This window comes from Pseudomonas fuscovaginae SE-1 (assembly GCF_000364705.1).
GTDB lineage: Bacteria > Pseudomonadota > Gammaproteobacteria > Pseudomonadales > Pseudomonadaceae > Aquipseudomonas > Aquipseudomonas fuscovaginae_A.
Map to the genome: position 1 here is coordinate 15,900 of NZ_AQOH01000333.1, position 13,855 is coordinate 29,754.

Consider the following 13,855-nt stretch of genomic DNA (forward strand, 5'->3'; position numbering starts at 1 on the left):
AGCCGTCGATTGTACCCACTCCCTCAACGAACACACGGGGAAAATAGGCAAATAGCCAGTACTCCTGCGGGTACATCCGTCCCCACCGACAGCCTTTACAGGCGCTTGAGAAACAATCGGGTCACCCGCCGCTCCCGCACGGCAACCACCGTCATCTGCCAACCTGCCCATTGCACCTGGTCACCGGTCACCGGCAGCCGGTCGAGCAGGCTCATCACCAACCCGGCCAGCGTCTGGTAATCCCCGGTGGCCTTGGCCTCAAGGCCTATGCGCTGACGCGCGCGGCTCAGGGTCATGGCACCGCTGACCTGGAAACCCTCCGCCTCCTCGATCACCTCGGGACCGTCCACCTCGCTGGCGTCCGGCAACTCGCCGGCGATCGATTCGAGAATGTCGGTCATGGTCAACAGGCCGACGAAATCACCGAACTCGTTGACCACGAAGGCGATATGGGTCGAGGCCTGACGCATCTGCTCCAGGGCGTTGAGCACAGAGTAGCTGTCTAACAGGTTTATCGCCCGGCGCGCCATAAACTCAAGGCCCGGTTCATCACCTTCCAGGTAGGCCTTGAGCAGCTCTTTCTTGTGGACGAAACCCAGGGGCGCGTCGACCTCGCCCTGGCGGATGAGCGGCAGGCGCGAGTAGGACGAACGGACCAGTTTCGCCCGAATGAGCGCCGGGCTGTCGGTGACATCCAGGGTGTCGACCTGCGTACGCACCGTCATCAGCGTGCGGATCGGCCGCTCGGCCAACTGCAGCACGCCACTGATCATCACCCGCTCACTGCGCTCGAACGGCGCCTCGGCCTCGTCCGCCGAAGGTTCCAGCAGGTCGGCGATCTCTTCACCCACCTCCTCGCTGGACAACCGGCGCCCACCCAGCATGCGCAACACGGCATGGGCCGTGCGCTCGCGCAGCGGTCGCTGGCCGTGGGCCGAGCGCTTGCGCCGGGCCCGGGCCACCTGGTTGAACAGCTCGATCAGCACCGAGAAACCGATGGCCGCGTACAGGTAGCCCTTGGGAATATGGAACCCCAGGCCTTCGGCGGTCAGGCTGAAACCGATCATCATCAAAAAGCCCAGGCACAGCATGATCACCGTCGGTCGCTCGTTGACGAAACGGGTCAGCGGCTTGCTGGCGACGATCATCAGACCGATGGAAACGATCACCGCGATCATCATGATCGACAGCTCTTCCACCATGCCGACGGCGGTGATCACCGCGTCCAGGGAGAATACCGCGTCGAGCACCACGATCTGCGCGACGATCGGCCAGAACAAGGCGTAACCGCCGTTCGCCGAGCGCTGGCTGACATGGCCTTCGAGGCGTTCATGCAACTCCATGGTGGCCTTGAACAGCAGGAACACGCCGCCGAACAGCATGATCAGGTCACGGCCGGAGAAACTCTTTCCCAGCACCTCGAACAGCGGCTGGGTCAGGGTCACCATCCAGGCGATGCTCGCCAGCAGGCCCAGGCGCATCAGCAGCGCCAGGGACAAACCGATGACACGTGCCCGGTCGCGCTGCTGCGGCGGCAGCTTGTCGGCCAGGATGGCGATGAATACCAGGTTGTCGATACCCAGTACCAGTTCGAGGAAAATCAGGGTGAACAGGCCAAGCCAGGCCGTGGGGTCAGCCAACCATTCCATGAGCAATGCGCTCCCTTAGTGAATGCGAACATGCGCGCACAACGATACCGGGCCCTGGAATGGCACGGAGACGGCGCTGCAAGAGTGGACACGACGCTCGACAGGGGGATTGCCGGGCATGGCGCGCGACAGGGGCGCGTGCGTGAAGGAAAGCGTGAGGGGACGACCGGGGGGTTCCGCGAGGGTGTTCATGTACAACCTGAGTGGCTAATAGGGAAATAAATCCTACATGACCAATAGACCCCACCTGACAGACAAACTATTTCAAATCATGAAAGCACGCACCTGGCCTCACCGCGCAGCGCCCTGCTCCCGCCGATAACCCTGCCTGACCCGCTCGATGTAGCGGGCCACCGCTGGCGCCTTTTCGAAACGCCGGTGGATCAGCGACAGCCAGGAGGTGGCCTGGCAGCCGACGATCGGTCGATAGACCACATTCGGCAGGTTGACGTGACCGATCACCGACTCGGGCACCACGGCCACGCCCTGGCCCAGGGATACCGCGGCGATCACCGCCACCAGCCCACCCGGTTGCGGCCCGAGGTGGGGCGCATAGCCACCCTGGGCGGCAACCTGCAAGGTACCGTTGATCTGTTCCGGCAGGATGAACGTCTCGTTCTGCAGGTGTTCGGCAGCGATGCCCGGCAGCCGACACAACCAACTGTCGTCGGCCAGCGCCAGCACGAAGCCCTCGGCATTCAGGCGCACGGCTTCCACCTCCTCGGGCAGCGACATCGGCGAGCGCACGTAGCCGATATCGAACCGCCCCTCGGCGATCAGCCCCGGCAGCGCCGCCATGGGGCTCTCCCGTACGTTGAGGCTGACATCGGCAAAGGCGCGAACATAAGCCTTGACCTGCTGCTGCAGCACCCCTGAATACACCGCCGAGGCGACGTAACCGATCTCGATATGCCCGATCTCCCCTCGCCCGGCACGCTGGGCATTGCGCTGGGCGAACTCGAACTGGCGCACCGTTGCCTCGGCCTCGGGCAACAACGCGGCCCCGGCCTCGGTCAGGCTGACCTCGCGCTGCCCACGCAGGAACAAGCGGGTCCCGAGGGCATTTTCCATGTCCTGGATCTGCCGGGTGAGGGTCGGCGGCGCGATGTCCAACTGCTCGGCGGCACGGGTGAAATTGCGCTGGCGGGCCACGGCGAGGAAGTAGCGAAAATGACGGATTTCCATGGGCATTAGCTCAAAGGTAATGAAGTACCAGGAGCGGTCTAACGCAGGTACTCAAAGCCAGCGTTAAGCTGATCTGACCGCAACAGTAGAGAGCCTTGCCCATGTCCGTCAAATGCCTTGCCCCCTTGCCTTCCTTCACCCATTCAGAGCGAGCCGGGTTTGCCACGGGCATCTCGCCTGCATTCATTGCCTTCCAGGCAACCACACCCATGCAGGCCCGACCATGAACCGGGTCAACCCGAGATTGACGCTGCTCACGGCCTCCGGCGTCTGCTCGCTGATTGTCCTGGATACCAACATCGTCGCCGTCACCCTGCCGAGTATCGCCCGCGACCTGGGCGCCGATTTCGCCGCCATCGAATGGGTGGTGAGCGCCTACATGCTGGCCTTCGCCGCCCTGCTGCTGCCCGCCGGCAGCATCGCCGACCGCTTCGGCCGCAAGAAGACCCTGCTCTGGGGCCTGGGCCTGTTCATCCTCGCCTCCCTCGGCTGCGGCGCCGCGCCCGACAGCCTGTTCCTGGATATCGCCCGGGCGATCAAGGGCGTGGGTGCGGCGCTACTGCTGACCTCGGCCCTGGCGACCATCGGCCATACCTTCCATGACGAAGCCGAGCGGGCCCGGGCCTGGGCCTTCTGGGGTGCCTGCATGGGCCTGGCGATGACCGCCGCGCCGACGGTGGGCGGGCTGATCACCCAGTACCTGGGCTGGCGCTGGATCTTCTTCATCAACCTGCCGATCGGCCTGCTGCTGGTGGCGCTGGTGCGCCACGCGGTGCCCGAGTCCCGCGACAGCCAGGCGGCACGGCTCGACCCCTGGGGCAGCCTGGCCTTCAGCGGCGCCCTGCTGTGCCTGATCTGGGGGTTGATCGAGGCCAACCGGATCGGCTGGAACCACCCGCTGACCAGCGCCCGCCTGCTCGCCGGCGCGGCCCTGCTGGGGCTGTTCGTGGTGGTCGAGCGCGTGCAGCAACGGCCGATGGTCGACCTGCAACTGTTTCGTCACCCGCGCTTCATCGGTGCGCTGCTGGGCATGTTCGCCTATGCCGGCTGCGCCCAGGTGATGATGACGCTGCTGCCGTTCTACCTGCAGAACGGCCTGGGGCTGTCGGCGATCGACTCGGGGCTGGGCATGCTGCCGTTTGCCCTGACCATGCTGATCTGCCCACGGATCGGCGTGCGGCTGGCCTCGCGGCTGGAACCGGCAACGCTGATGGCCAGCGGACTGACCCTGGTCGGTTGCGGCAACCTGCTCAGCGCCTGGGCGGTCGCCAGTGGCGGCTACCTCGGCTTCGGCCTGGCAATTGCCGTGACCGGCGCAGGGGCCGGATTGCTCAACGGCGACACCCAGAAGAACATCATGGCCTGCGTGCCACGGGATCGGACGGGCATGGCCTCGGGCCTGAGCACCACCATGCGCTTCAGCGCGATCGTGCTGGCCGTCGGTGTGTTCGGCGCGCTGCTGGCCGGGCATACCCGCGAACTGTTGCACACCAGCCTCGCCAGCCAGGCCGGCGCCTGGCTCGACCAGGCCCAGGGCATCGCCTCGCGGGTGGTGGCCGGTGACATGCCCGCGGCCATGGCAACGCTCCCTGAAGCGGCGCGGCCAGTGGTGCAGCCGCTGGCGCAGCAGGCCTTCGTCGGTGGTTTCGGGACCGTGCTCTGGGTCGCCGGGCTGTTGGCGCTGCTCGGCGCGCTGGTGGTCGGCACACTGATGCGCCAGCCACTGCCCGATACGCAGGGGCTGGCCCTGGCACGGGAGTAACGGCCGTCGCAACGGGCCCGGGGGACCTTTCAGTCCTCCAGCGGCCCGGCCAGCGACGCCATCAGCTGCTCGGCATTCTCCCGGCACGACACGTCCGCCGGCTTGTTGCGGATGCTGTTCACCACGCCGAGCAACTGCAGCTTGCTCTGGGCCAGGCGCGCCTGCATGGATTCGATCTGGCCGATCTTGCGTTCCAGGCTGGCGATCATTTCATCATAATCCCAGGCTTCGGGCTCGCTGGTCGGCACCAGCGCACGCAACTCCTCCAGGCTGAAGCCGGCCTGCTGCGCGCACTGGATGATCGACAGCGTCTGCAGCACTTCGGGCGGGTACTCGCGATAGCCGTTGGCCTGGCGCCGAACCTTGCGAATCAGGCCCTGGGCCTCGTAGAACCTTATCTTCGACGCCGCCAGGCCACTGCGTTGGGCCAGTTCACCGATCTTCATGGAAATCCTCGCCGCGGCTATTGACATTAAACCTTACTTTAAACTTAGCCTGACCGCTCCACCACCCCGGAGTCAAGCATGTCAGCCTTCCAGCCATTGTCGTTGCCCAACGGCGCCCAGATCCCCAATCGCCTTGCCAAGGCCGCCATGGAAGAAAACATGGCCGACCTGGACAACGCCCCTTCCCCACCCCTGATGGAGCTCTACCGCGCCTGGGCCGACGGCGAGGCGGGCCTGCTGCTGACCGGTAACGTGATGATCGACCGCCGGGCCATGACCGGCCCCGGCGGCGTGGTACTGGAAGAGGAGCGTCATCTGGAAAAATTCCGCCAGTGGGCGGCGATTGGCAAAGCCCGGGGCGCGCAGTTCTGGGTGCAGCTCAACCATCCCGGCCGCCAGACCCTGGCCAATCTCGGCCAGCCCAGCCTGGCGCCTTCGGCCGTTGCGCTGGAGATGGGCGAGTTCTCGAAAATGTTCGCCGAACCGCGCCCCATGAGCGAAGCCGACATCGCCGAGGTGATCGCACGTTTTGCCCGCAGCGCGCAACTGGCCGAACAGGCCGGTTTCACCGGTGTGCAGATCCACGCGGCCCACGGTTATCTGCTCAGCCAGTTTCTTTCGCCGCTGAGCAACCGGCGCATTGATCGCTGGGGCGGCAGCCTGGGAAATCGGGCGCGCCTGCTGCTGGAAGTGGTGAAGGCGATTCGTGCCGTGGTTGCGCCGGGCTTCTGCGTATCGGTCAAGCTCAACTCGGCGGACTTCCAGCGTGGCGGCTTCGATGCCGACGATGCCCGCCAGGTGATCGAATGGCTCAACGCCCTGCCGGTGGATTTGGTCGAACTGTCTGGCGGCAGCTACGAGGCGCCGGCCATGCAGGGCGAAGCGCGTGACGGCCGGACGCTGGCGCGCGAGGCGTACTTCCTGGAAATGGCCGGTGAGCTGGCGAAAGTCGCGACAATGCCGCTGATGGTCACCGGCGGCATCCGGCGCCTGCCCATCGTCCAGCAGGTGCTGGACAGCGGCGTCGCCATGGCCGGCATCGGCACCGCGCTGGCGGTGGAGCCCAACCTGCCCCGCCACTGGCGCGAAGGCCGCGACAGCCACCCGCAACTCCCCCCGATCCGCTGGAAGAAAAAGCCGCTGGCGGCGCTGGCGAACATGGCGGTGGTCAAGTTCCAGTTGAAGCGCCTGAGCCGGGGGCGGCGGACGAAGCCCGAGGTTTCGCCGGCCTGGGCGCTGCTGCTGGACCGGTTGTTCATCGGCCGGCGGACAAGGCAGTACCGGGAGGCGTTGAAAAGTCAGACTCGCTGACTCCCGGCCAACCCAATAGCACGGGACCTGAATTGATTCGATCGCCGGTCACCCCGCGGGGTGACCGTCACCTACCCAACGAAGGAATAGCGGCGTGCAATGGCCGCATACTCTTTCAACTGCAACATCGCCACCTGCATCTCCGAACTATCCACCTCGTCATGGTAATGATCCAGAATCTTGCGAGCCCTGCCGACATCAAGCGCGTCAAGATCTTCACTATAGAAAACCGCTTCATACATCAGATGTAGCGTCGAGTAGCTAACCGCCCCATCCAGCGTCCGAAGCAGCTTCGCGAAAATCCGAGGAGATCCGGTCGAGAGTGCCAATTGAGTCAACAGTGCCCTGTATCCGCCATTGCTCAGCACCTCGAGTTGCTGGCGGTCGAGACTTACCTTAATGAGACGATAGACGTTCAAGAAGCGTAATGTCCGCCTCGGCGAACCACCAATATGAGGCACTAGGCTGCGCATTAGAATGCTCTCAGGCTCGCTCATTGCCAAAGTAGTCGTGACCTTTTCGACAGTCTCTCCTGATAGCTCCTGGGGATCGTCACTCACGGAGAAAAGATGCGCCAGAGAGGGGTCGATTTTGAGTAGACGATCTACCAGGAAATTCTGGCTGATATCTCCCCCCATCGGCCTCATCCAATAGGGTATCTGAAAAATTTTCTCCATGTAGTCAGATGCCGAAGCCATGTCTCCAACTGTCTTCGGCCCATCGGATATCATCCCTGGATAGTGCTTCAGCAACGCGTTGCTGACCCAACGGACGTCCACTGCCACCATGACGACAAAAATCGGAAATGTCAGTAGCAGATGAACCGCCTGCAACACATCAACAACCTTTTCCGGCGGGCAGCGATCAAGGTCATCAATGTAAATTACAATCCGTTTGAAGGACTTCTCGCGCTCCTCTTGCGAAGAGGAAAAAGAAGGTCTTTTCAACTTCAGAAGCTCATCTTCTTCAAGCTCGTCCTGATAAAGACTCAGGAAATCCTCCAACTTCTTGTTGAAGGCAAGCTCTGCGGCCAGTACTGCCGGTACAGAGATATCAAGGCCCTCCCCGGTATTTGCGGAAAAACTGTTCCCCTCAAGGTGAGCAATATTGAATGCCAACTGCTCGAAGTCCCTGCGGATGGTTGCAATCAATCCAAGGTGCTGCGCATATCGCCCGTCAGCCCGTTCACGAATGAATTTTTTCAGCCGCCCTGCCCCGGTACCTTGCTGAAAATCCTGTGTTGCCTGCGCCAGTTTAGCGCTAGTCATCTGCAAGCGGGCCTTGGCCGCTTCCACCTCGGCGCTGATGTTGCCCAGATTCGCTTCTTCCTCCCGAACCTGCTCTACCTGGCTTTTCAGTTTTTGCTCTACGAACTCGTCCAGCCGTTTCTTCGATTTTTTCAATTTATCCAGGGAGCACCGGACAGTTGCGAGCACTTTCGCAGCCAAACCGGTAACCCCTGCCAATCCTAAAGCCAGGGTGGAAACCCCGGCGTGCAGACCGCTCAAAAGAGGAATGAATTTCACCGCCGCTGCGGCAACTACAGGAGATGCGAGCACGATCAACGCGAACAAACCGACGAAATACGGCGACTGCAACTGAAACTTGAAACCATCAAACAAGAGGCGAGCCCGCGTGACCTCGCCCAGCAGTGACGATGAGACATCCTGGAAACTGGCAGCCTCCTCGCCCAGGCGCGTAATACCCAGTTCATCCGCAGCAGCCCTGAATTCGGCCTTGGTGTCCCTGACGACTGGATCGGACTGCGAATCAGTGAAGACGGACACCACCGCCTGCGCATAAAGATCACCGGAAAACTTCAGGGAAGCACGCGCAGACGCCAGTGCTTTCTCAGCCTCTCTAAGACGCTCGGACGCTTTGCGCTGTTCAAGCCTCTGATCGACCAGCTCTTTTGCCGCTTCGAGTGTCAGGCCCCTTGCGGTCGCCAGACCATCCAGCAGTGCGTGGGGATCATCCTGGTTCCTGAGGCCATACCAACGATCCAGTTCCGAGAAAAGATGCTCGACCAAACTGGCCCACAAATTGGTCTCGGCATAGTGCCAAGCGTTGAAACGGACTTGCACCACATCACGATGAAAGTCCGCCGAGCCAGCTTCCGGCGCCCCCTTGACGGGAAGCTTGTTCAAGGTAAGACGCTCGATATGCTCGTAGACCAACCTCATGAAAAACGACTTGCCGCTCCCCCAGTCGCCAAACAAGCCGATCGCCAACGGCGGTGTAAAGGCCTTCGCTACCGCCATACGGGCAAATGATCGGGCTTCGTCTGCAACGCCCAATCGATCATCCAGGCCCGCAGCCCAGGGGTCGTCATTGTGTGCGGTGACAACAGGAACAGCACCAGGCCGTCCACCAGCACTCTCCTTGTCTTGGATCTGCGGGTATGAGAGGCCACTGAGCACATTATTGGTAATGACACTGCTGAGAGGGATGAGGTCCTCCTCGCCTGTCAGCCCGTCGCTTTGGTCCATATTTGACGATTCCCTGTTCGGCTGTCGGATCATTTCCGAGAGAAATATGGCCATTTAATATCATTCAGACCTGAAGGTGACAATCATTAATGCCCTTCAACGCCCGGCAAACCGCAACCGCGACAACATCCTCAGGTCCCCATCCTTGTAGTACGCGTCGCTCCAACTGTCATCCGGCGCCAACGGCTGCACCTGCTTGAGCGCCAGCTTCTTCGCGTAGTAGCGAAAGCGGTAATGCTCGTAGAACCGCAGAATCTCCAGGCCGTAGCGGTCCGCCAGGTCGACATCGCCACGAATCACCAGGAAGTTCTCGTCGTTGTCCTCACTGGCGCCAACGCTGAGATTGTGGCTGCCACTGATGATGGTCGGCGCATCCGTAGTGAAGTCGGTGACGATGGCCTTGGTGTGCACCAGCAAACGTCCCTTCTGCCCGTTGAGGCCCTCCTTGATCCAGCCTTCCAGGCCGGTATTGAGCAGCGCCGTGGCGACGAAGTCGTCAGTGCGGTCGGCGTGGATCCCGGAGATGCTGCTGGCGGTGTTCTGCAGGCCGAAGCGCAGCACGCTGTCATGCGGCTGGCCGAGCAAGGCATCGAGGATCGGCTGGGGCAAGGCGAAGGCCGTGGCGAACAGCACGTCCTTCTGCGCCGCGCTGATGATCTGTACGAATTCCTTGAGATCGCCGCGGCCACTGCGCGGGGAAAAGCCGGCGAACAGGGGCTGGCCCGGGTCCATGGGATTGTTTCGGGTGATCCACTTGCGAGTGGCCGCCACGTCCGCCGGAGCGGCCCAGACCTGCTCGAAGACCTGGGTGTATTCGATCGCCAGGCGGCTGTCGTCGAGCACATGGATCACGTTGGCCTGGCGGTACACGCCATTGGCGGTGAAGTTGGTGCTGCCGCACAGCACCGCCGCGGGCTGGTACTCGCCGGCGGCGTCACGCTGGCTGAGGACGATGAACTTGTCGTGGAAGATCTTGCTGGTGACCCGACCGCGCTTGCTCTGGGCCGGGATCGCCGCCAGGCTCTGCTCGTTCAGCGCGGTGTCCTCGTCACCCACCTTGGCGTGATACAGCACGCGGATGCGCGCCCCACGCTCATTGGCCGCGTTCACCGCCTTGACGATCACCGGCAACTGGTACTCGTAGATGGCGATGTCCAGGCCCCACTGCACGTCTTTGGCGCGGGCGATGAAGCCGAGCAATTGTTCCAGCAGGCCGTTTTCCAGCCACGATCGGGCGGCGTCCGGCCATTGTTCGATCGGCAGGTCTTTCTGCACGGTGAGCTGCTTGTTCAGCTCGGGAAACTTGCGCTCGAAGCCCTGGCTCGCCGCCACCGCACGATTGAAGATCACCCGCTGGTTCTTCGGCAGGCCGTTGTCGGTGGTCACCGTCACGGCCAGCGACTCGCCCAGTTGCGGCGCATCGGCCGTGCCATAGACCAGGTGCACCCGGTAGTTGCAGGTGGTACCGGGTTCGACGTTGTAGTCGGCCCAACGGAATTTCTGCAACGGCGCCACGTCGCTGGGGGTGGCGTGATACTGGGGGAAGGTGTGCTCCTTGCCGGGAAAGGTCAGGCTGTTGAACAGGAACAGCCAGGGCTTGGTCCCCACCTGGCGCTCGATGGCAAAGCCGAGCAGACCCTTGCGGCGTGATTCGGCCAGGTCGAAGGCCAGCAGCACCCCGCTGGTGCCCGCATACGCCTTGACCCGGAAATCGTCCTGGGCGTTGCTTTGAAGTACGCGCATGCATCACATCCTTGAGAAATGGCTGGAACGGACAAGGCTAGGACAGTACGTCTACCGGCGCCTCAAATGAAACACACAGCACTCAGACACAAGCATCAGGCCGCGTAGGACTCTACCCTGATCGGTGATCCGCGGCGAGCTGACACCCTCCGTTGTTTTCCAACCGAACCAGAAAGGACATTTCATGGAATCCCCCTTGCACCCCGGCGTGGCTCCGGCCCTGAGCTTCAATGGCGGCTTCGTCGACACCCTCGGTTTTCTCGCCTTGCAGGGCCTGTTCACCGCCCATGTCACCGGTAACTTCGTGACCCTGGGGGTCAGCATCGTCAACGGCGCCTCCGGTGCACTGTCCAAGCTGATCGCGCTACCGGTCTTCGTGCTGGTGGTGGGCTTGACGCACCTGGCCGCCGTGGCGATTCACCGCCGTGGCCTGGTACCGTTGCGCCTGTTGCTGGTGGTGCACACGCTGATGCTCGCCGCCTTTGCCGGGTTGGCGATCTGGTGGGGGCCCTTCACCGACAGCGACAGCACCACCGCGCTGATCACCGGCATGACCGGGGTGGCCGCCATGGCGATCCAGAATGCGATTTCGCGCCAGCATCTCAAGGGCGCACCGCCCACCACCCTGATGACCGGCAACGTCACCCAGTTCGCCATCGATGTCTTCGCCCTGTGGGGCGAGCGCGACCCGGCGCAACGGGCAACGATTCGCCAGCGCCTGAAACCGATCTGCACTACCCTGCTGGCCTTTGCCACCGGGTGCATCAGCGCAGCCCTGCTCTATATGGCGACAGGACTGTGGGGCCTGCTGGTGCCAGTGGTCATCGCCATCGGGGTATGCCTGAATACTCATCGCAAGGACCAGATACGCCCGTGAACAGGCGTCCGGTGACGGCCCGTCCTAACGGACGGGTACGTCAGCTTCACCCTGATCCGGCACCCTACCCAGCGCCCAGACCACAAAACAACCCGACGCCAGCGCCACTGTCACGGAAAGCAGCATCAACGAATAAACCGCATGGGTACCTCCTTGCAAAAAAAAGAGAGAAATACCGACAAGGGGCAGGACAGACTGATTGAACATCACCATGAGTGAAGAGGCACTGGCAAACCTATGCGCAGGAATCAGTTCGATTCTGATCATTCGACTTATGTTTCCACACATGACCTTTCCGAATATGCTCATGGCATAACATGAGACAAACACCGCAAACGATTCAGAAAAGACAATCAGAAAAAATGAAGGCACCACCACAAAAAACAGCCCCATCAGAAAAAGACAAGGACGCTTCAGTTTTACTCGTGCAACACCATAGGCATAAGTCCCCAGAACCCCAAAAATCCCCGCCACGACATCAATCAGGCCGAAGTATTTCACCGGCAAGCTCATGTTCAACTCTACAAGCGCCGCCCCTGACGACTCGACCAAACCATCAAACATATTATTAGCCATTGCGAGGACCGTAATGCCCATGAGGACAGGTACCGAAAAAATCAAGCTCAAGGAGGAAACACTTGGCCGGTTCCGAATCGAACTCGCAACCTTCCCCCTCTCTATTCCCGCCTCACCCCATCTCATCCGGGAAAAATACCCGGCATTAAGTAAATAAAATGTACAGGGAATGACAAGTAGATACTTGTAGCCAAAATCTATCAGCAGCATGCCAACGACCGGCCCGACAATCATCCCCAAGAAGTCCACTCTGGAAATCAGGTTGACGTGATGTTCCCTGGCTCGGCTCAGCGTCGCTACGAGTTTTTCATACGCAATCAACGTCTGCGAATTGCCGATGGAAATCAGGCTGCCTACCACGCCGAAACTGACAGCGATGAATAGAGGATCCGCGGTATCGTAAAACATTAGAAACAGGCACCCGGCGGTCTTGATGCCGTCCGACAGGATTGACAACGGCTTGATCCCGATAGTATCGATACATCGGCCAATCAAGGGGATGAGCACCAGTCTTGGCAACCACCATACGGCATATGACAGCCCGGAATACTCTATGCTTCCCGTCAGCATATAGACGACCACCGGCGTCATGAAGGTCATCACCCCATCCGCTGTCAGCACGAGGAGCAAAAAACAAAATAACCGCGCGCTCATCCTTGCGGCTCATCGAGAGTTTTCTCCCTCAAGACCACCTTCACGTATTGCCCCGCAAATTCATCATAAATGACAACAGACTTCGGCGTGGAATAGACTGTAGGATGCTTAACGATCTCCCTTTGCTTGGCGACAACAGCCATATAAAAATCATCATCTGCCAACACTGTATTTACCTGGCAACCCACATAATCGGTATTAGTCAAAGGCCAGTCTATGACATCATGCCCAGGAAGATAGAGCCCCGCCTCATCGACATACAGCACCGGGCGATTGACCGTAACCACATTTTCCATATTGAAAAAAGCATGGGCAACCCCACACGGAATCACCAGTTCATCCCATGGAGATGGATTAAACAAAACTTCATCTTCGACAAATTTTGTTGCTGATCCCTCCCGCATATCAACAAGCTTGAGCGTTATCGATTTTGAGGAATCCCCCAGGAATACCAGATGGTCTTCCTGGCCAAGGTGTAACCCGTAAGAATCGAAATCATAGTGCTTCGCTCCATGCTCCACGAGATACATGGGGGCTCGCCGCGTCAAAGGGACGATGCCACTTTCATCGCCTGTCACCATATGAGGAAGACGTCTGAAAAAGACACCGTCTATCTTTGTTAAGCCTGGCGCGGAGATATCTTTCAGTGAAGATTTCTCCCTTAATCTCAATGTAACTGCCTCGCCACTCTCCACAATAAAATCTCGCGTTTCGGCGTGCTGATACTCATAGCCTCCGAGATTATTCTCCTGAAGTTCTCCCAGTCGATGACAAACGAGATCAGATGCTTCTTCCGTCATGGCAAGAAAACCTGGCACGTCCTGCGGTGCGACCTCTTCCGGAATATTTATTATATCGTTCTCGGGAGACCACGACATTTCCTTCTCACAAAGCGCCTTCAGGCTCGGCAAGAACAAGTCATACGCATTCAGAGTAAATACATTTTCGAGCCCCTGAAATGTATGCGCCACGCCTGGAGGGATGATCAATGTCCTTTCAGTAGCAGGAGAAAAGCAAAATTCGACACCAATCCTGAACGTTGGAGAATCCTTCCGGCAATCAATGAATCTTGCATATACAATCTGATTGGCGTCCCCCAGGAACGTCAAGACATCCTGCTGGCCCAAATGAATCCCGTATTGCCCATATCTGAACTTTTCCGC

At 60.3% G+C, this 13,855-nt stretch carries 10 protein-coding genes; 3 read left to right on the plus strand and 7 right to left on the minus strand.

From position 1 onward, the window contains the following. Positions 1 to 95: 95 nt before the first annotated feature. The gene (locus K675_RS0126470; protein ID WP_017906483.1) at positions 96 to 1,649 is read right to left on the minus strand and encodes a TerC family protein; all 1,554 of its coding nucleotides are present in this window, start codon (positions 1,647 to 1,649) and stop codon (positions 96 to 98) included. Between the two features lie 291 nt (positions 1,650 to 1,940). Then, positions 1,941 to 2,834, minus strand: a complete 894-nt coding sequence (locus K675_RS0126475) for a LysR family transcriptional regulator (RefSeq protein WP_017906484.1) — start codon at positions 2,832 to 2,834, stop codon at positions 1,941 to 1,943. A 223-nt stretch (positions 2,835 to 3,057) separates the two neighbouring features. Between K675_RS0126475 and K675_RS0126480 the strand changes: the two genes are divergently transcribed. Then, complete coding sequence (locus K675_RS0126480; RefSeq protein ID WP_026145558.1) at positions 3,058 to 4,596, plus strand: MFS transporter; 1,539 nt, start codon at positions 3,058 to 3,060, stop codon at positions 4,594 to 4,596. A gap of 29 nt (positions 4,597 to 4,625) precedes the next feature. Here the strand turns inward: K675_RS0126480 and K675_RS0126485 are convergent, their stop codons facing one another. Further along, entirely contained in the window at positions 4,626 to 5,042 is a 417-nt protein-coding gene (locus tag K675_RS0126485) for a MerR family transcriptional regulator (RefSeq protein ID WP_017906486.1), read from the minus strand. Positions 5,043 to 5,120: 78 nt separating this feature from the next. Here K675_RS0126485 and K675_RS0126490 point away from each other — a divergent pair, with 78 nt between their 5' ends. Next, positions 5,121 to 6,353 (plus strand): NADH:flavin oxidoreductase/NADH oxidase family protein, encoded by a 1,233-nt coding sequence (locus K675_RS0126490; RefSeq protein ID WP_017906487.1) that lies wholly within the window; start codon positions 5,121 to 5,123, stop codon positions 6,351 to 6,353. 71 nt (positions 6,354 to 6,424) lie between these two features. Here the strand turns inward: K675_RS0126490 and K675_RS0126495 are convergent, their stop codons facing one another. Both K675_RS0126495 and K675_RS0126500 read right to left on the minus strand, forming a co-directional pair. Continuing rightward, positions 6,425 to 8,842 carry a P-loop NTPase fold protein gene (locus K675_RS0126495; protein ID WP_198291690.1) on the minus strand — a complete coding sequence of 806 codons (2,418 nt, stop codon included), beginning with the start codon at positions 8,840 to 8,842 and terminating at the stop codon, positions 6,425 to 6,427. Positions 8,843 to 8,938: 96 nt separating this feature from the next. Further along, on the minus strand, positions 8,939 to 10,585 hold the full coding sequence (locus K675_RS0126500; RefSeq protein WP_017906489.1) for a phospholipase D-like domain-containing protein: 1,647 nt from the start codon (positions 10,583 to 10,585) through the stop codon (positions 8,939 to 8,941). Positions 10,586 to 10,769: 184 nt separating this feature from the next. Between K675_RS0126500 and K675_RS0126505 the strand changes: the two genes are divergently transcribed. Continuing rightward, positions 10,770 to 11,462 carry a YoaK family protein gene (locus K675_RS0126505; RefSeq protein WP_020481081.1) on the plus strand — a complete coding sequence of 231 codons (693 nt, stop codon included), beginning with the start codon at positions 10,770 to 10,772 and terminating at the stop codon, positions 11,460 to 11,462. A 24-nt stretch (positions 11,463 to 11,486) separates the two neighbouring features. Here the strand turns inward: K675_RS0126505 and K675_RS0126510 are convergent, their stop codons facing one another. Further along, positions 11,487 to 12,692: an MFS transporter gene (locus K675_RS0126510; protein WP_017906491.1), complete on the minus strand. Its 1,206-nt coding sequence runs from the start codon at positions 12,690 to 12,692 to the stop codon at positions 11,487 to 11,489. Next, a partial coding sequence (locus K675_RS0126515; RefSeq protein ID WP_017906492.1) for a dTDP-4-dehydrorhamnose 3,5-epimerase family protein occupies positions 12,689 to 13,855 on the minus strand: 1,167 nt, incomplete at its 5' end. The genes K675_RS0126515 and K675_RS0126510, both read right to left, overlap by 4 nt.

Bases quoted from the DNA above. Each gene is read 5' to 3' on its own strand.
- K675_RS0126475 (WP_017906484.1), bottom strand. From the start codon at position 2,834: ATGGAAATCCGTCATTTTCGCTACTTCCTCGCCGTGGCCCGCCAGCGC.
- K675_RS0126470 (WP_017906483.1), bottom strand. From the start codon at position 1,649: ATGGAATGGTTGGCTGACCCCACGGCCTGGCTTGGCCTGTTCACCCTG.
- K675_RS0126500 (WP_017906489.1), bottom strand. From the start codon at position 10,585: ATGCGCGTACTTCAAAGCAACGCCCAGGACGATTTCCGGGTCAAGGCG.
- K675_RS0126485 (WP_017906486.1), bottom strand. From the start codon at position 5,042: ATGAAGATCGGTGAACTGGCCCAACGCAGTGGCCTGGCGGCGTCGAAG.
- K675_RS0126490 (WP_017906487.1), top strand. From the start codon at position 5,121: ATGTCAGCCTTCCAGCCATTGTCGTTGCCCAACGGCGCCCAGATCCCC.
- K675_RS0126480 (WP_026145558.1), top strand. From the start codon at position 3,058: ATGAACCGGGTCAACCCGAGATTGACGCTGCTCACGGCCTCCGGCGTC.
- K675_RS0126495 (WP_198291690.1), bottom strand. From the start codon at position 8,842: ATGGACCAAAGCGACGGGCTGACAGGCGAGGAGGACCTCATCCCTCTC.
- K675_RS0126505 (WP_020481081.1), top strand. From the start codon at position 10,770: ATGGAATCCCCCTTGCACCCCGGCGTGGCTCCGGCCCTGAGCTTCAAT.
- K675_RS0126510 (WP_017906491.1), bottom strand. From the start codon at position 12,692: ATGAGCGCGCGGTTATTTTGTTTTTTGCTCCTCGTGCTGACAGCGGAT.